The 18617-nt window shown below is 37.7% G+C and carries 16 protein-coding genes and 1 pseudogene; 8 read left to right on the forward strand and 9 right to left on the reverse strand.

The genetic code is table 11. The features are described 5' to 3' along the window. Positions 1-30 precede the first annotated feature (30 nt). Genes WBW42_RS08525 through WBW42_RS08540 form a run of 4 tightly spaced genes read right to left on the reverse strand, consistent with a single transcriptional unit; the run spans position 31 to position 4880 of the window. Positions 31-1128, reverse strand: a complete 1098-nt coding sequence (locus WBW42_RS08525) for an A1S_2622 family ABC transporter permease subunit (RefSeq protein WP_045126691.1) — start codon at positions 1126-1128, stop codon at positions 31-33. Beyond that, positions 1125-2255 carry an ABC transporter permease gene (locus tag WBW42_RS08530; protein ID WP_185126870.1) on the reverse strand — a complete coding sequence of 377 codons (1131 nt, stop codon included), beginning with the start codon at positions 2253-2255 and terminating at the stop codon, positions 1125-1127. Before WBW42_RS08530 ends, WBW42_RS08525 begins: the two co-directional genes overlap by 4 nt. Before the next feature lie 3 nt (positions 2256-2258). Next, positions 2259-3380 carry an HlyD family secretion protein gene (locus WBW42_RS08535; protein WP_017399228.1) on the reverse strand — a complete coding sequence of 374 codons (1122 nt, stop codon included), beginning with the start codon at positions 3378-3380 and terminating at the stop codon, positions 2259-2261. 12 nt (positions 3381-3392) lie between these two features. Then, a complete protein-coding gene (locus WBW42_RS08540) occupies positions 3393-4880 on the reverse strand; it encodes a TolC family protein (RefSeq protein ID WP_032057616.1) in 1488 nt (495 codons plus the stop codon). 385 nt (positions 4881-5265) lie between these two features. On the opposite strand from WBW42_RS08540, the gene serC reads away from it, so the two are divergent. Further along, positions 5266-6345: a 3-phosphoserine/phosphohydroxythreonine transaminase gene (serC, locus tag WBW42_RS08545; RefSeq protein ID WP_163114329.1), complete on the forward strand. Its 1080-nt coding sequence runs from the start codon at positions 5266-5268 to the stop codon at positions 6343-6345. 238 nt (positions 6346-6583) lie between these two features. Here serC and WBW42_RS08550 read toward each other — a convergent pair whose 3' ends face one another. Continuing rightward, a complete protein-coding gene (locus WBW42_RS08550; protein ID WP_002118998.1) occupies positions 6584-7525 on the reverse strand; it encodes a hypothetical protein in 942 nt (313 codons plus the stop codon). 246 nt (positions 7526-7771) lie between these two features. Between WBW42_RS08550 and WBW42_RS08555 the strand changes: the two genes are divergently transcribed. Next, on the forward strand, positions 7772-8260 hold the full coding sequence (locus tag WBW42_RS08555; RefSeq protein ID WP_080777123.1) for a YaiI/YqxD family protein: 489 nt from the start codon (positions 7772-7774) through the stop codon (positions 8258-8260). A 7-nt stretch (positions 8261-8267) separates the two neighbouring features. Next, positions 8268-9176 carry a DMT family transporter gene (locus WBW42_RS08560; RefSeq protein WP_498478713.1) on the forward strand — a complete coding sequence of 303 codons (909 nt, stop codon included), beginning with the start codon at positions 8268-8270 and terminating at the stop codon, positions 9174-9176. Between the two features lie 29 nt (positions 9177-9205). On the opposite strand, the pseudogene WBW42_RS08565 reads toward WBW42_RS08560, so the two are convergent. Continuing rightward, positions 9206-9307, reverse strand: a pseudogene (locus WBW42_RS08565) (PilZ domain-containing protein); the annotation flags it as partial. A 128-nt stretch (positions 9308-9435) separates the two neighbouring features. On the opposite strand from WBW42_RS08565, the gene WBW42_RS08570 reads away from it, so the two are divergent. From WBW42_RS08570 to WBW42_RS08580, 3 genes are all read left to right on the forward strand, one after another. Continuing rightward, on the forward strand, positions 9436-10671 hold the full coding sequence (locus WBW42_RS08570) for a lipoprotein-releasing ABC transporter permease subunit (protein WP_004790618.1): 1236 nt from the start codon (positions 9436-9438) through the stop codon (positions 10669-10671). Then, positions 10664-11350, forward strand: a complete 687-nt coding sequence (lolD, locus tag WBW42_RS08575) for a lipoprotein-releasing ABC transporter ATP-binding protein LolD (protein WP_032004412.1) — start codon at positions 10664-10666, stop codon at positions 11348-11350. The genes WBW42_RS08570 and lolD overlap by 8 nt, the downstream gene beginning before the upstream one ends. 83 nt (positions 11351-11433) lie before the next feature. Further along, positions 11434-13866 (forward strand): DNA internalization-related competence protein ComEC/Rec2, encoded by a 2433-nt coding sequence (locus WBW42_RS08580; RefSeq protein WP_032063277.1) that lies wholly within the window; start codon positions 11434-11436, stop codon positions 13864-13866. On the opposite strand, the gene WBW42_RS08585 is transcribed toward WBW42_RS08580, so the two are convergent. Next, complete coding sequence (locus tag WBW42_RS08585; RefSeq protein WP_080612814.1) at positions 13819-14802, reverse strand: lysophospholipid acyltransferase family protein; 984 nt, start codon at positions 14800-14802, stop codon at positions 13819-13821. The two genes, WBW42_RS08580 and WBW42_RS08585, sit on opposite strands and share 48 nt — an antisense overlap. 133 nt (positions 14803-14935) lie before the next feature. Here WBW42_RS08585 and sppA point away from each other — a divergent pair, with 133 nt between their 5' ends. Then, positions 14936-15952 (forward strand): signal peptide peptidase SppA, encoded by a 1017-nt coding sequence (gene sppA / locus WBW42_RS08590; protein ID WP_032055172.1) that lies wholly within the window; start codon positions 14936-14938, stop codon positions 15950-15952. A 23-nt stretch (positions 15953-15975) separates the two neighbouring features. Then, positions 15976-16776 (forward strand): alpha/beta fold hydrolase, encoded by an 801-nt coding sequence (locus tag WBW42_RS08595; RefSeq protein ID WP_032055174.1) that lies wholly within the window; start codon positions 15976-15978, stop codon positions 16774-16776. A 75-nt stretch (positions 16777-16851) separates the two neighbouring features. Here the strand turns inward: WBW42_RS08595 and purN are convergent, their stop codons facing one another. Then, positions 16852-17481 carry a phosphoribosylglycinamide formyltransferase gene (gene purN, locus WBW42_RS08600; protein WP_032055175.1) on the reverse strand — a complete coding sequence of 210 codons (630 nt, stop codon included), beginning with the start codon at positions 17479-17481 and terminating at the stop codon, positions 16852-16854. After that, positions 17478-18548: a phosphoribosylformylglycinamidine cyclo-ligase gene (purM, locus tag WBW42_RS08605; protein WP_498478717.1), complete on the reverse strand. Its 1071-nt coding sequence runs from the start codon at positions 18546-18548 to the stop codon at positions 17478-17480. The genes purN and purM overlap by 4 nt, the downstream gene beginning before the upstream one ends. Between the last annotated feature and the right edge of the window lie 69 nt (positions 18549-18617).

Genomic DNA, 18617 nt, shown 5'->3' on the forward strand with positions numbered 1-18617 from the left:
AAAAAGGAAGCATAAGCTTCCTTTTTTATTTTATGAAGAAGATTTTTTAACAAGCCGATAATAAGATAAACTCACCAATATTAATCCAAGGGTCCCAAGAAAAATCAGCTTTGGTACAACCGTGGCTAATGGAACACCCATCTGGTTAAGTTGCACAAACATTTGTACCCCATGTGTGGAAGGTAAACACCACGCAAGCCATTGTAACCATTCAGGCATGGCTTGATGAGGCCAAGCAGCTCCGGTTAATAAGAATAAAGGTACTGAGCTAAACACAATAATATGTCCGGCACGTTCCGGCATATCTAAAAGTGAACCGATCAGCATGCCTAATCCAATCACACAACTAATAAAAATTGGAACGGCAATGAGTAGACCTATAAAATTTCCACCGTGTGGATAGTCATTGAACCACAAGGTAAAACCAAAAAGATAAAAACACCCTAAACAACCAATCGTAAATATACTTGCGAAAACTCCAGCGAGGCGAACAGCAGTAATCTTTTCACGTTGCTCACGATAGCTAGCTATTAACATTGCCAAACCTAGCACAATCGTTTGATGAATAATCAAAGATGCAACAGCCGGAAAAATATAACTTCCATATCCTGAAAGTGGATTAAATAACGGCACTTGATGAATAGAAAGCGCTGGCTGGAAATGAGTGCGCTGTCCAAATTTTTCAATATATTCTTTTAATGTAGCTTCTATCGAGGTTGCTAGACCTAAACCAATTTCTTTAGTTTTTAAAAAGTTGGTTGTGCTTAAGTATAAGCCGATTCCACCTGTTTCTCCTCTGCGTAAGCTTTGGGTTAAGTTATTTGGTAAAAGTAAAATACCATCGGCTTTTTGCTCACGTACCATTTGTTCAGCTTGTAAAAAATTGCTGGTAACGGTAACGATATGAACATGGGGGCTATTTGCACTTTGGCCAATCAATTGAGAAGTTAAGAGGCTTTGTTCTTCATCAACAATGACAATAGGAATAGATTCTGCACGCTCAGCTTTATAGGCGGTAGGATAAAAAAAGCTATAAAGAATGACCGATAAAATCAGAGTTGTGAAAACTGAGCTATTACTTACAATGTCTTTAAATGTTTGCCCATAAGCCTTAAAGAATTCTTTCATTGTGTTGCCCCTCGAACTAATTTTTTAAGCAATAGACAACTTAAAAAGAAGTAAATCAGGCAATAACCGATGAGTATTAAAAAAGGAATCATTGAAATGAAAATTGGACTGCCGATCACCCATTGTTCGGTTTGAAGCTTAGCATAAGGGGTATAAGGAATAATGAGTGACCAAAATTTGGTGAAAATAGGCGCATTATTTAAAGGTAGCGTAACGCCTGCGAAACTTAAAGAAGAGCCGCCATATACCGCGATAAAGCCAAAAGTTTTACTTAAATTTTTGGTTGCAAGAATGACGGTGCTACTAATCAAAGCGTAGGCAAAATAAAGTAAAAACTGTGCGCATAACAATAAACTAAGAGAACCTGCTACGAACCAGCCACGGATTTCGACTAGCCAAAACATCCATACCCATGTCCATGCACAAAATATAAGGCTATAAAGCAGATTTTTAGCCAGTAAGCCTTGAATAAAACTTTCTCGGTTTACCCATGCTGTTAATGTGCCACGTTTAAGCTCTTGTCCAATAGCAAAGGCAACACAGCAACACAGCAATAAGTGCAATACAGCAGGAACCATGAAAGGTTCTAAATAAAACTCATAGCTCATACTTGGATTATAAAGCGTTGAGATTTTTACATGAGCGGTAGGAACATCTAAATAGGGAATACTATTTGCAAGATAACTTTGACCAGCATAGTCTGCTAAAGCATTGAGGGTACTGACCAGCATTGCTGAAGAAATCGTATTTCCAACACTAAAAAAAGACTGGTTAAATGCAATGCTGATTTGAGCATCTTGTGCTTTCACGAAGCGTTTTTCAGCACCGTCTGGAATGAAAACATAACCCCATATTTTGGTTTCATTGAGTAGTTGTTCAGCCTCCGCAGAGCTTACCGTAATTGTTTTAATGTCTACTGTATGATTCAACGAAAGATACTTTTCAATATTACGGCTGAGTTCGCTTTGGTCCTGATCAATAATCGCAATTGGTAAATGTTCAGCTTTACCTGCATAAAACATGCTGCTAAACAAAAAAATGATAAAAGCAGGGATAAGTGTCACCATACACAAATCCCATTTATTGCTTTTTAGATAGTTTAGTTCCCGTAATATACTGGCAAACATGCTTTATTTTTCTTCTTTAATTTTAAATAGAACGCTCATGCCAACCTTTAAATCTTTGACAGGACGTTCAGGCACCAGATGCAATTTAAAGCTACGAATATCATAGCCCCCAGTTTGGCGAGTCGTTTTTATAGTGGCAAATTCACCTTCCGCATCAATATTCTTGATTTTAAAATTCACATTCTGATTAAGAGCAGGTATGAATCCTTCAAGGGTTTTACTTTTATAAACAGAAGCGTATTGGTTTTCACCAACATTCAAACTTACCCATAAATCATCATCTTCTAAAATGCTGACAACAGGTACACCCATAGCGACTAATTCAGAAGGCTTACCGTAAGTTTTTGAAACTGTACCCGAAATCGGAGAGAGTAAGCGTGTCTCTTCCTCTAAAGCTTTTGCTTCGCTTACCGCTGCTTTTGCAATTTCAACTTGTGCATCTGCTGTAGATTTTTGCTGGCTAGTACTTCCACGTTTTGCACGAGCATATTGTTGATAAGAGGCTTCACTTAATTCTTGAGCAGAGGTCTGTGCTGCGAGCATTTCATCTCGTCTTTGACGCGAAATTACCCCTTGTCTATATAAATTTTCACCACGTTGGTAAGTTGTTTTTGCAAGATTCGCTTGCGCTTTGGTGCTTTGCCAGTTGGCATAAAGAGTATCGATATTTTCTTGTTGCGAACCGCGGTCTACCGTAGATTGAAAGGCTAAAGCTGATTGTAAGGTAGCCAAAGCTTGTTGCTTTTTAGCTTCTATTTCAGGGCTAACCAAACGAACAAGTGGCTGACCTTTGGAAATTTTCTGGCCTTCTTGTACATAAATTTCTTCAATACGACTTGGGACTTTTGTACTTACGTGAATAGTTTCAGCTTCAACACGGCCTTGTAGTTCAATAGGTTTCGGTTGATAACTTTTCCACAAACCAAAAATAATTAAACCTAATAAGGCAATGATGATCAGGCCAATAATCAGTTTAATTTTGGAATTTTTAGGAGGATTGGCGTCATTTTTATTTGCGTTTGATTCTTGATCATTGCTAGCTTGATCATCTTTTGGAGCTTGGTTGGTTTCTGCCGTATCCGCAGCAGGAGAATCTTGTTCTGAATGAGCTGAGTCTTGATTCATTTTATACTCCCCTTAACGAATATAGTCGGTATGTGGTTGATTAACGTAAGCTTTAAATTGGTCAATTGAGCCGTGACTTTGCAGTAAAGTTGCAAGTGATATGACATATTTATAAGCATTTAAAGCCATTTCAGTTTTTAACGCACTTAATGCATTTTGCGCATCAATCACTTGGGTTGCTGTACCCATTCCTTCGCGGAAAGAAAGTTCTTGAATACGTAGGTTTTCTTGAGCAGCATTTACGTTTCTTTGTAAAAGCTGATGACTTTGCTGAGCAGAGTCAAGCTCGTTATATGATTTATTCAAAAGAGCTTCAATCTCTTGTTTGGTTCGTTCAGTCATGAGTTCAGAAGCGTAACGCTTTAATTCAGCGGCATGAATATTCTTATTTTTATCTACCCCAGAAAATAGATTGTATTTTGCCATTACACCGACAATCCAATTTTCATTTTCATCAAGCGCATATTCACCAAATGCAAATAAACTTGGTTTTTTTGCTGCTTGTTGAGCTTGAATATTGACATTAGCCAGTTGAGTATCCATCTGCATTTTTTGTACAAGGCTAGATTTTTGTGAATAACTGGTTAAAAGTGATTCTAGAGACTGGCTTGGAGTGTTATTTACAAATAAAGGTGTACTTAAATCTACATTATTTTGTTGATGTAAAAGGTTATTAAGGCTAAAGCGGCTGGCGTTTAAGTTAGCTTGAGTATTTTGTAAAGTACGTTCTGCATTATTACGAGCGACTTCAAACTGCATGCGTTGCCCTTTACTAATAAATCCTTGTTGTTCCAGCTTTAGGGCATTGCTGTAATGTTTTTGCATCGCATTAAAGTTAAATAAGCTACTTGCGACCAGCTGCTGCTGTAATTGCACATTAAAGTAACTTTGTACTACTTCAAATCGCTGTATATCCTGCTGTTGTTGGCTTGAAAGCTCAGAGCGCTGTGCTTGTATATTAGCTATTTTTTTAGCGCTGCTGGTTAAGCCGCCTGTATAGAGTGGCATTACGACTGAAATCGAAGGGCGTACCACCTGATCTTCGATAGTCAGATTCGCATAATCAGGAAAGCGATTTATACCATCATGTATGGTTTGGTTTGCGCCTTCTTGAACTTGTCCCAGCACATCTGATGGAATGACATTGCTCCACTGTGAAAGTTTGTCATTTAGTCCTTGGCTTAAATCATTTTCAAGTTTTTGTTTAAAAGCCCCAAGAGGTACATCTGTTTCACTATGAAAAGCGTAGGCTCTGACATTCAAATCAACTCTAGGTAATCCGAGGCCCTTTACTGCTTCAGCTTCTAATTGAGATGCTTGCTGTAATGCTTGGTTGGCTTGAGTACTGTATGAACTTTTTAAAGCTTGTTGTTCTGCTTCGGCATAACTTAAGCTTCCGGCATATAAATGATTAGTGAAAAAAAAGCCTAAAGCCAAAGCAAGATGTTTTGGTTTAAATGAAAAGGGAAAAATAGACTGTCTATATCGATGTGTTGGCATTTTAAATAACAATTTTTGGCATCCCTTATAGTTTAAATTTCTTGTTATTAAATTCAATTATCATCTTGTTTATTATACATTTGTATAAAAACATGGTGGTTTTTAGCTCCTTTAATTATTGAATTTACTAAGCCAATATTTTTGTAATAGCTATCAAGGTATGTGAAATGATAATCACAAGTCAAGTTGATCTTTTTGCTTAAAAATTTTTTTAAATGGGGAAGCTGATTATTAAAATTAAAGAAATAACGACAACAATAATTGAAAAAATAAAGCTAAATACAGTCCAGCATTGAAATATTTACTTGAGAAGCTGCTGCAAGCTTAAGCAATCTGTGGTTAAATGCCATTTTTATTGTGTTTGACTTTATACAAGGGAAAAATCATGCGCGCGTACAATTTCTGTGCTGGTCCTGCTGCATTACCTACTGCCGTTTTAGAAAAAGCTCAACAAGAATTGTTGGATTGGCAGGGTAAAGGTCTATCCATCATGGAAATGAGTCACCGTAGTGCTGACTATGTTGCTGTAGCTGAAAAAGCTGAAGCAGATTTACGCAATTTAATGAACATTCCAGAAAACTATAAAGTACTGTTTTTACAAGGCGGTGCGTCATTACAATTTTCTGCTATTCCTTTAAACCTTTTAGGTAAGAACAGTAAAGCCGATTATATTCACACCGGCATCTGGTCTGAAAAAGCGTTAAAAGAAGCAAAACGTTATGGCGATATTAATGTTGTAGAAGCTGGCATTAAAGTAGATGGCAAGTTCGCAATTTCTGAACAAAGCGAATGGAATTTATCGGACAATGCAGCATACGTACATTATGCGGATAATGAAACGATTGGTGGCTTACAGTTCGCAGGAATTCCTGATGTAAAAGCGCCACTTGTTTGTGACTATTCATCAAGTATTTTATCTGCTCCATTAGATGTCACCAAGTTTGGTTTAATCTATGCTGGCGCGCAAAAAAATATTGGTCCTGCTGGTTTAACAATTGTCATTATTCGTGATGACTTACTTGATCAGGCTAAACCAGAAATTCCAAGCATTTTAAAATATGGTGACCAAGCCAAAAATGGTTCTATGGTAAACACACCATCGACTTACGCTTGGTACTTGTCTGGTTTGGTATTTGAATGGTTGCTAGAGCAGGGTGGGGTAGAGGCTATTCATAAAGTGAACCTTGAAAAGGCTCAGTTGTTATATGGTTATATCGACTCAAGCGATTTCTACAATAATCCTATCGCAATTCCAAACCGTTCAATTATGAATGTACCGTTTACCTTGGCAGACGAAGCTTTAGAAAAGCAATTCTTAAAAGAAGCGGAAGCTAATCACTTGTTGAATTTAGCTGGCCACCGTTCTGTCGGCGGTATGCGTGCAAGTATTTATAATGCTGTACCATTAGAAGGCGTACAGGCTTTAATCAACTTTATGGATGATTTTGCTAAGCGTAATGGTTAAGCAAATCAAATAAATAAAGCCCTCAAATGAGGGCTTTATTTATTGAATAAGTTATAAATTAAAAAGGCACTAAACCAAACTGGTGCATGAATATGGCAGCTAAGAACATACCCAAGACAAAAAAGCAAAACGCACCAGTATCGACCTTTACGCGCAGGCTACTGGATTGAATGAGGCTGGTAGTTTGTTCGGGTATAATCTTCATTCAATAACCTAATTATTAAAATATTAGTGAAATTCAATTAGTTTCACCCTTTTTAGCACAAATAGTCGCCTGAATCCAGATATTACCGCGAATATATTCGCCAATATTAAAGTTTTTATACAAATCGTTTTTGGTCGCAATGCGCACTAATATGGCAGGAAGATCATCTTCTAAAACCAAAGTGACATCATAAAGGGTATATTCTGCCCCCATAAATGTCATAGAGGTTTTACCAACAATATTACCTTGGAACCATGCTTCATCTTCTTGACCAAGATTTTCGCCATATAAATAAGCGACCATTTTAGAAAAATCAACGGTTACAGGTTCTTGATCTTCTGGAGTTTTTGGTTGCCATTCATTAATGAGTTCCTGTAAGTTTTCAGGAGCAACACCATTATGTTCAGTTAAAATTGCATTTAATGCACGGTGATGTTTAATAGAAGCGGGGTCATCAACAATGATTTTTTCACCTGCTGGAACAGGTTCTAATTCATAAGCCCATGCATTAAATTGGACTTGATAGTTTTGATTTTTGTCATATTGACAGTAGTTAACACTAAATAAATTATCAAATGCATAAACGGTTGTATTTTTATTTAGTCTTAAACTCAACACGGCTTGTGTAGCAGAGTCACAAGTAATGATGCGTTCAATTTTCGCATTATATTGATATGGACTTTCAAAACTTGGGAAGGCTGTTTTAAGCGCACGAGGTTTTTGATTTTCAACAGCAATAATTTGATTGATGGTAACTTTTTGGTCTTGTGGACCTTGAATGAGCCAAAAAGATTGATCCATGTCTTCTTCATGTTCACACAAACCCATTGGCATTACAGGTGCATCAAGTGCCAGTCCTAACCATTTTGGTACATCTGTTTCGGGATGGGACGTCAATAGATTCCAATGTTCTCCATGACTACCAAAATTTTGGTCATTTACTTTAATAACTTCTGGACTGTTTTGATTTTTCATAAGCACGATGCTGTTGGGTTCACATTACTTGTTATATTAAATCGAGGGTGTTTACTATTTTTCAAGTCACCATATGTAAATTCTCTTGTAAAAGCGCGTATTTAGTCATTTAAAAAGAAGCGCCGTTTCTATTTATAAGTTAAAAGTACGTTTAATTTATAAAAAAATTAAATGTTGAAATTAAAAATCAGTTTAATCGTTATTTTTACTCACCTTAGAAAAGCATCTGTTAGACTAATATTTTTAGTGGAAATAGAGAATAACGTGCTGCCATTTAAGCTATGGGTAGACGCAGACGCCTTACCGAAAATTTTACGTGAAGTGATTTTACGTGCGTCAGATCGTTATCAATTAGAAGTTATTTTTGTAGCCAATCAAAATGTTGGGATTACGCCTTCAGTACGAATTAAATCAATACAAGTTTTAAGTGGTGCCGACCAAGCAGATAAAGAAATAGTTGATCGTATGACTGAAAATGACATTGTCATTACGCAGGATATTCCACTGGCAGCTCAGGTGATTGAGAAAGGTGGAGTTGCTATTCATCCCCGTGGTGAAGTCTATACAACGGCGAATGTTAAAGCGCGTTTACATCTACGTGATTTCATGGATACGCTCCGTGGTGCAGGTGTGCAAACTGGTGGACCGCCTCCTATTTCCGAACGAGATAAACGTGAATTTTCAAGTTCATTAGATCAAACGATTTTAAAGCAAAAACGTAAAATAGCTAAGTGAGCATCGCATGCCATCGCAAACCAATTTGGCTCTAACCTATGCCTTGTTAGTGTTTATCTGGGCAACAACTCCGTTGGCAATTGTCTGGAGTGTGTCTGATCTACATCTTATGTGGGCATTGTTATTACGCTTTTTTATTGCACTGCCTTTGGCTGTCATCATATTGCTAATTTTGAGAACACCTTTTCCAACGCATCGACAAGCAGTTCATAGCTACATTGCTGGATCTTTTAGCTTAATTGGTTCTCAAATTTTCACTTATGCCGCAACCCAATATTTAAGTTCAGGCATGATTGCGCTTATGTTTGGCTTAGCACCGATTATGACGGGGCTTATTGGGCGGTTTGCTTTTGGCCAACAACTTTATAAGCTGCAATGGTTGGGTATGGCAATTGCGGTCTGTGGGTTAACTATTATTTGTCTGAGCGGTGCGAATCAGCATGTACACCCGTTTGGTATTGTTCTTATGCTGATCAGTGTGTTTGTTTATTCTTTTTCAATTTTTTGGGTTAAGAAAGTTAATGCGCAGATCCAGCCGATGGCTCAGGCAACTGGTTCTATTTTAGTGTCTTCAATTTTTGCTAGTTGTTTTATTCCATTTATTTGGCAATATGCACCAACACATTTGCCAGAAGCTAAATCTTTATTTGCCTTAATTTATACGGTACTTATGGCATCACTCGTTGCCATGTTCTGTTATTTCAAACTTATACAAAATATTCAGGCAACGACTTTATCTTTAACGACAGTTATTACACCTATGTTAGCGATGATGATTGGAGCTGCTTTAAACCATGAACAACTTTCAATTATGGTTTTTGTAGGTGCTTTCATTATCTTGTCTGGACTTTTTTTATATTTCTACAAAGACATTCAGGCAAACCGGAACTTTGCTCAACATATGAAGTCTAAATAGGAGAAGATTTGGGTAATTTGTTGAGCTTATTCATTAAATTGTTCTAATTCGTAGCGAAATGCACGATCAAATTGATCTCCCAACTCAACTAGTAGAAAATAGCGCAGCAATATAATATTAGGATTGTTAAGGATAAGTCAGAACTTACTGATTTTTAAACCTTAATACAGCATCTAACGGTATGGTCAAATAGTAGATGTGGGTGCAATTTGCCATCAACATCTTATATTTTCCATCAATGACCTTGGATTTAGAAGGTATGTTTAAACCAATCTCACTGTATATAGGGTTGAGATATACTCGCGCAAGACGCAGTAATCATTTTATTTCTTTTATTGCATTGGTTTCGATGGTCGGTTTGACACTAGGTGTCGCTGTGCTGATTACAGTACTTTCTGTCATGAACGGTTTCGATCGCGAATTGAAAAACCGTGTGTTAGGAATGGTGCCACAAGCAACAGTTTCATCTACACAAATCCTCACGGATTGGCCTGAACTCGTGAAGCGAGTTGAACATCATCCACATGTAACAGGGGTTGCACCTTTTACGCAATTGCAAGGTATGTTAACTGCGCAAGGACAGGTCGCTGGTATTATGGTGACGGGTATTGACCCAAAATATGAAAAGAATGTCTCTATTATTCAAAATCATATTGTTGCAGGGAGTTTAGATTCACTTAAAAAAGGTGAATTTGGTATTGTACTTGGTAAAGATATGGCTGATTCATTGGGCTTACGTCTAAATGACAGCGTGACATTGGTTTTACCAGAAGCAACGCCATCTCCAGCAGGTGTTGTACCTCGTTTCAAGCGTTTTAAAGTGGTTGGTATTTTTAGTGTAGGCGCTGAAGTCGACTCTATGGTGGGTTATATCGCCCTATACGATGCTTCAACCTTATTACGTTTACCAGATGGTGCCCAAGGTGTCCGTTTAAAACTAGATGATATTTTTGCAGCGCCGCAAGTTGCTGACGACTTAGTAAAAAGTTTACCAAGCAATTTCTACGCGACGAACTGGACCTATACGCATGGTAATTTATTTAATGCCATTCAAATGGAAAAAACTCTAGTCGGTTTATTGCTTGTCCTTATTATTGTGGTTGCAGCATTTAATATTGTTTCATCATTGGTCATGGTGGTGACTGATAAAAAATCTGATATCGCAATTTTGCGTACATTAGGCGCTTCGCCATCGATGATCACTAAAATATTTATGGTTCAAGGTACCGTGATTGGGGTGATTGGTACAGTTGCAGGTACGGTTTTAGGTGTAATTTTAGCTTTAACCATTAGCGATATCATTTCATGGTTTAACAATGTGTTGGGCTTAAATCTATTTGATGCTTACTTTGTACATTACCTTCCTTCTTATTTAAGATGGCAAGATGTAACGATTATCGTGATTGTTTCTTTACTTTTAAGCTTCTTGGCGACTATTTATCCGGCACTTCGTGCTGCCAAAGTTCAACCTGCCGAGGCACTGCGCTATGAGTAAAATTGTTTTAGAAGCGAAAGAAATATATAAACATTTTGATGACGGAAAATCTAAAGTTGAAGTCATTAAAGGTCTTTCTTTACAAGTTGAAGCAGGGCAGTTTGTTTCGATTGTCGGTGCGAGTGGTTCAGGTAAAAGTACTTTGCTTCATGTGCTAGGTGGTTTAGAGCAGCCAACTCAAGGGCAAGTATTTTTAAATGGTCAGCGTTTTGATAATTTAGGTGAAGCTGAACGTGGTTTTCAGCGTAACCAATACCTCGGTTTTGTTTATCAATTTCATCATTTATTACCTGAGTTTTCTGCGCTTGAAAATGTGGCGATGCCTTTAATGCTTCGTGCAGATAGCCAATTTAAATCTGTAAAAGCGCAAGCTGAATATTTGCTTGATCGAGTTGGGTTATCTCATCGTATGGATCATAAGCCAGGGGAGCTTTCGGGTGGTGAGCGCCAACGTGTGGCTTTAGCGCGTGCTTTAGTCACTAAACCTGCGGTTGTTCTGGCTGATGAACCTACAGGTAATTTAGACCGTAAAACAGCTCTAGGTATTTTTGAATTACTGACCGATCTTAAGAAAGAACTCAACATGGCAATGTTAATTGTGACCCATGATGAGCATTTAGCTCAGGCTGCTGATTCTATTTTGCATATGCAAGATGGACTCTGGGTGAGTGGCACTTAAAAAATTGTCATTAAATCACATTGTTAAAGCCCACTTAGTTGGGCTTTAATTTTGCCCCTAAAAAGATAATGATATGACCTTGAATGTTAAAACTTATTTTAATGGGGTGGATTGGGGGTATTGCATTTATGGGGATAGATATCCCTTTAATAATGCAATATGGGTGGTTAGGTAAAGTTTTGCTTGTTATGGGCTTTATTTTTTATATTTTTAAGAGAAATATTTTCTTAAATCGCCCCATATTAAAAACCATTTACTGTTTAGTCTGCGCTATTAGTTTTTTTACTATAGGACATCAATATGCTCAGTATGCCTTAAATGAAAGATTAGAACTGCGACAAATGCAGCCTAAATCTTTAGATATTATTGTGTATGTCGACCGTATAAGTGAAGAAAAAGAAGATAAGACACAGCAACCCGTTCAGGTATTAGGGCAGTCCTTACATCCCGTCAATTGGCTATTATATTTAAAAAATCAAAAAGTAAACTCGGCCATAGATGAGCCAAAATTAAAATTAGGTCATTATTATCGAATTTCTGGCAAAACCAAACCTGCTCATAGTTACGCAGTGGCTGGTGTTTTTGACCAAGAACAGTGGTTCATTCAACGAAATATAATGTCCGGTTTTAGTGTTCAGCATATTGAGCCTTTAAGCTCTGATGAAATTTATCAGTTGGGTTATCAACATCATTTAAAAGAGCAACAAAAATTCTTTAACAGACAAAAGTTAAATGTAGAAAAGTTGCGCCTAACATTTAGATTAATGTTAAAACAATCTCCTTTGCAAAATAAGGGTCTGTTATTAGCTTTGTTAACAGGGGACGAAAGTCTCTTAAATGATGAGATTAAAAATCAATTTAAGGAATTAGGAATCTCTCATTTGTTAGCCATTTCAGGGCCTCATGTACTCATTTTTGCTATCATGTTGTCTTGGGTATTACATCAATTAATAAGACGTTATTATCCGCAGCTTTATTTGCGTCAACCTAAACAAATTTGGACCATGATTCCATTATGTTTTGGTGTTTTGATTTATACGGCATTTGTTGGTTTTGAAATTCCTGCCTTAAGAACTTTACTCTCAGTATTTTTATTTGCTTCTTTGGTATTGATTAAAGTGCCTGTTAAACCATTTTCACTCTTGGTTTATAGTGCAAGTCTACTTTTACTTTTCGATCCCTTCAGTGTTTTATCCGCAGGTTTTTGGCTGTCTTATGGTTCTTGCTTTATTTTATTACGGATTTATCAAACTATAGAGCAAGCTCCAAATGTTGTTTCAACTAGTCTGTTATCTAGAATCATTCTTTTCAGTAAAATTTTAATTGAATCTCAAGGCAAAATATTTATTGCCTTATGTCCCTTAATGCTGATTTTCTTTCAACAGATTTCATGGGTTGCTCCTTTTACAAATATTATTGCAGTTCCTTTACTCGGAGGAGTGATTGTTCCTTTAAATATTTTTGCAGCTTGTGTATGGCTTATTTTTAAATCATTCGGAAATTTACTTTTTCAAATTAATGACGTCCTGATTAGTATAGTACTGTCATGTTTTAATCTTTTAGAAAAGTTATCTCTACCATTACAAGGTTTTAGCCTGACACCACTTGCTTTAGTTTGCCTTAGCTTCGTTATTATTATCTTATTTTTACCGCGTGGGGTTTTACCAAAATCTTGGGGGCTAATATGCTGTTTACCCTTGATCATTCCAGATAAGTCGTCCCAGCAAGTTCAATTAAATATTATAGACGTAGGACAGGGGCAAGCTATTTTCTTGCAGCACCCGCAGCAGACATGGCTCATCGATACGGGTGGGTCTTATGATGAGAAAGCTTTTAGTATTGGTCAAAATGTGGTGATTCCATATTTACGTCAAAAGGGAATTAAACAACTGGATCACGTCGTACTGTCTCATCTTGATCAAGATCATAGCGGAGCATTTCCTTCAATCGCTCAGGCTTTTCCTATTAAACAAGTCATATCAAATGAACGATGGACAGAGCAAATTAAAGAACCATTTACCTATTGTCATCAAGGTCAAAAATGGCAATATCCACAATTAGATATTGAAATCCTTTGGCCTAAAGAAAAAGATTTAAACTTAGTTTCTTCAAATCAAAATCAATATTCTTGTGTGGTTTATATTCATTTAAAACAGATAAATGGCTATCAAAATTATTTAATTATGGGTGATGCAGGGTGGGAAGCAGAATATCAACTCATGAAAGAATATCCTGATTTCAAGGTAGATGTTCTGGTATTAGGTCATCATGGAAGTAAACATAGTTCAGCTTACGACTTCTTAGCGACGTTAAACCCCAAGCTTGTTGTTGCTTCTGCTGGCTTTAATAATCGTTATGGTCATCCAAGCAAAGAGGTTTTAGCGAGAATACAAGAGCTTAATATTCCATTTAAAAGCACAGTTGAGCAAGGAACATTGAGCTTTGTATCTCGCAATCAAGAGATGGTTTTATACACTCGACGTCTCGAGCGTACTTGGCTTCACAGGAATTTGTGAAGCTTCTGCTTTAAGTCTATCTACAATTTGAAGTGCTTCATTCGGATCAATATTGTAAATATTATCTAAAGCGGGATTTGCTTTAAAACGTTTATAACTCCAGTGATAGTGTTCTGGATAGTGCTGGATCAGTTGTTCAATGGCTTGATGAATAACAAAAGTTCCATCATCGGCACTACCTTCGTAAATCTTCTCATCCATAGGTTCAATATGCATCGTAAAACCGTTGTGTTCATTACGAATCGCATAAAGAAATAATGCTTTGGCTTTTGTTTTTTGGATGAGCTTGGCGCTTAAATTACTTGAGGCAAGTGGTACACCAAAATAATTGATCATATCCCCACCAACATTAGGTGTATGGTCGGGTAAAATTACAGTGGTTTCGCCTTGTTTGAGTGCTTTAAAAATTTGTCGAACACCAGTCTCATCGGTAGGTACCAAGTTGGCTTGTTCACGGCTACGTGCTTCTCGAACAAAACGGTCTGCATCTTCATTTTTTACAGGCTTGTATAAAATAGTCATAGAAGTGAACTGGGCACACCAAGCATTCATGATTTCCCATGTACCAAAATGTGGAACAATCAATACCACACCTTTTTTTGCTGCTAGTGCTTCATGAAAGTAATGTTCACCCTCAATATGGTGAATACGTGAAATATTCTTACTATTTGATGAGCCCCAAATACTTAAAAACTCGAAGTATGAGGTTAACTCGTTACGAATAGCTTGTTGTGTAATATCTATTCGTTGCTGTGGTGTTAAGTGGGGAAGTGCAATTTGTAAGTTAAGTTCTATACTTTTTGATGTTCTAGTAATTTTTAAAGTATTGACTAACCCTGCCAACATACGGGCAATAAAACGTCCAAATTGAATGGGTTGACGGCTAAAAGTTTTGAGTAAGTAATAGTTCATGCTTTTTACATCTAGTTTGGTCATCTATCGCGGTAAAAAGGAGGCAACAAGTAAAAAAAGATAAAAATATTATAAATGAAATCATATAATTTAGACAGTTTTTATCAAATCAACGTATATAATGACATCATTTTAGATTGATTTGGATTGGAATTTTATGTCCGATTGGCCACCAAAACCACAAAATGAACCTATAATCCCTAAACAAAATGGACCAGAATGGCAAATTCTTGAGAAGGCTGTACTCGCTTCAGTAGAAGAGCAACGCCGTAGTCGTCGTTGGGGTATCTTCTTTAAAACATTAACTTTTATTTATTTACTATTCATTATTGTACTCATGGGCAAAGGCTGTTCAACCAGCAAAGAAGGCTCTGCTGTAAGTAGCAGTAGTACTCATTTGGCAGTGGTGGATATTATTGGAACGATTGATGCTTCGAGTAATCAAGCGGTAAATAGTGAAGATACCAATAAAGCGCTTAAACGTGCTTTTGAAGCCTCAAATAGTAAGGCTGTTGCACTTAACATTAACTCACCTGGCGGTTCTCCAGTTCAGTCTGATGAAATCTGGCAGGAAATTCGTTATTTGAAAAAACAGCACCCTGATAAGAAAGTTTATGCCGTTATTGGTGATATGGGGGCATCGGGTGCGTACTATATCGCTTCTGCTGCGGATGAGATTATTGTCAACCCATCAAGTTTAGTGGGCTCAATTGGTGTGATCATGCCTAACTATGGCATTACTGGTTTAGCTCAGAAGCTCGGTATTGAAGACCGCACTTTAACTGCCGGAACGAATAAAGACATTTTAAGTATGACAAAACCGATTGATCCTGCTCAAAAGCAACATATTCAATCTGTTCTTGATAATGTTCATACTCACTTTATTACCGCAGTGAAAGAAGGCCGTGGTAAGCGTTTAAAATCGAATGATCCAGCTATTTTTTCTGGCTTATTCTGGACAGGTGAACAAGCAATTCAATTAGGTGTTGCTGACCGTTCAGGTAATATTACGAGCTTGATGCGTGAACTAAACCTTGATAATAAAGTTGACTACACAATTGAGCGTAACCCACTACAATCCATTTTGGGCCGTATGGGGGCACAAATCGGGCAAGGAGTAAGTGAATCTATTGCTCAAGAGGTGCAGACTAGTCAAAGCGCAAAATTACAATAAATCTGTATTTTTAGGATAACGGTATGTCAGTAAAACCGGTTATACACTTTGCGCATGCTAATGGTGTGCCATCTATGGTGTATCAAAAATTGTTTGATCAATTAAAAGATGAGTATGACGTAATTTATGTTCCACTCATTGGTCCTGACAAACGTTATCCTGTGACTAACCATTGGCCTGCTTTGGTTGATCAAGTTATTGATAGTATTGTGCGTCAGGCGAAAGGACGTAAAGTCATCGGATTAGGCCATTCTCTTGGTTCGGTTTTAACATTAATGGCATCTTTTCGACGTCCTGAACTGTTTTCTCAAGTCATTATGTTAGATCCGCCTCTTATTTTAGGGCGATATTCATTTGCTTTTCATATGGCAAAATTATTTCGTCCTAAATTGGTTGATGCGATGACACCGGCGGGCTTATCTGCACGTCGTCGTGAACACTGGGAGTCGAGAGAGCAGGCTGCTGAGTTACTTCATCCTAAAGGATTTTATAAAGATTTTGATGAAGATTGTTTTCAGGCTTACATTGATTATGCTTTGAAAGAAGATTCGATTCGCGGTGGAGTAACTTTAACGATTTCTCGTGAAGATGAAGTTGCAATTTTCCGTAAAAATCCTTCTTGGTGGTGGCTGCCTATGCCAAAACCTAAGATGCCTGTGCATTTAGTTGTGGGTAAAGGAAGTGACTTCTTAAAAAGAGGCTTTCCTCAAATGGCAAAGCGAAAAATGGGAATCCCATTTACTGTGGTTGAAGGGGGCCATATGTTCCCTCTAGAGCATCCTATTGATACAGTAAATTCTATAAAGAAATTGATTCATCATTAATTAAATTAATTTAAAGCTTATAAAAAAGGACATGCCAGCATGTCCTTTTTTATTTTTGTTTGCTAGTAAAATACTTTACCAACTTGCAAAACGAATAGGGTCTTTTAGAACTTGATTACGGAAATAGGCTTGCCCATCTTTCCATGTAAGTTGACCGTTACACAGCCACTCTGCAACTTGTGGGTAGATAAAGTGCTCAAGTGTGTGCACTCGATCTGCTAATGAAGCGGCAGTATCATGTTCTTGAACTGATATAGCTGATTGGGCAATAGATTGACCAGAATCCAGTTCAGCAGTTACAAAGTGTACGGTACAACCATGCAAACGATCACCTGTGTTTAAAACACGTTGATGAGTATTCACACCTTTGTAAGCTGGAAGAAGCGAGGGATGTATATTCAGCATTTTCCCTTGCCATTTGTTGACAAAGGTGGATGTTAAGATACGCATGAAGCCAGCTAAAATAACTACATCTACTTCCCAAGCTAAGAGTTGCTGATGCATTGCCTCATCAAAAACTTCGCGCGTTGGAAAGTCTTTATGGGAGATAACAGCGGTAGCAATATTGGCTTTTTGAGCACGCTCTAGGGCATAAGCATCTGCTTTATTAGACAGTACACCTACAATTTGCCCTGATAGATTTGCATCTATCAAGGCCTGTAAATTACTGCCATTCCCAGAGACTAGAACAGCAATTTTTATCATGCAAAGATCACACGAATTTTTTCGTCTGCACCTTCCACTGACTCAGCATTTTCTTGGATATATCCAATTTTCCAAGCTTTTTCACCTTGAGCATTAAGTACTTCAATTGTTTTTTCAGCATCATTTGCATCAACAGCAATAACCATACCTACGCCACAGTTAAACGTACGGTACATTTCAAAGCGTTCTACATTGCCTTCGCGTTGTAGAAGTTGGAACAATTCAGGCCATCCCCAAGAAGATTCATCAATAACTGCTTGTGCACCATTTGGTAATACACGAGGTAAGTTACCTGGTAAACCACCACCAGTAATGTGTGCCATAGCATGAACATCAACTTGTTTGCAGAGTTCAAGAACCGGTTTTACATAAATACGAGTTGGTTCCATTGTTACATCAGCAAGAGGACGACCATCAATCGTTTGAGTTAAATCAACGTTTTTAACGTCTAAAATTTTACGTAGTAATGAGTAACCATTCGAGTGAGCACCACTTGATGCAACACCGATAAGTACGTCACCAGACTTTACTTTAGAGCCATCAATAATTTTGCTTTGCTCAACAACACCAACTGCAAAACCAGCAAGATCGTAATCTTCACCTTCGTACATGCCTGGCATTTCCGCGGTTTCACCACCTACAAGTGCGCAACCTGCAAGCTCACAACCTTTACCAATACCAGTAACAACATTTGCAGCAACGTCAACATTTAAGTGACCAGTCGCGTAATAATCAAGGAAGAATAATGGTTCTGCGCCACAAACTAAAAGGTCGTTTACGCACATAGCCACAAGGTCTTGGCCGATTGTGTCATGACGATTGAGATTAAGGGCCAAACGTAATTTAGTTCCTACACCATCGGTTCCAGAGACTAAAACAGGCTCTTCATAACCTTTAGGAATTTTGCATAGTGCACCAAAGCCACCAAGCCCGCCCATTACTTCAGGACGACTTGTACGTTTAGCGACTGACTTGATACGATCGACCAGTGCGTCGCCCGCTTCAATGTCGACACCCGCATCTTTGTAGCTTAAACCGGTATTTGGGGTAGAAGTTGAGTTGCTCATAAATGAAGTCTCCGCATTGGCGGCAGATTATAACCTGAATATACGAAACTCTTATGTTATTTATGCTCG

The organism is Acinetobacter sp. LT1, from assembly GCF_059800965.1.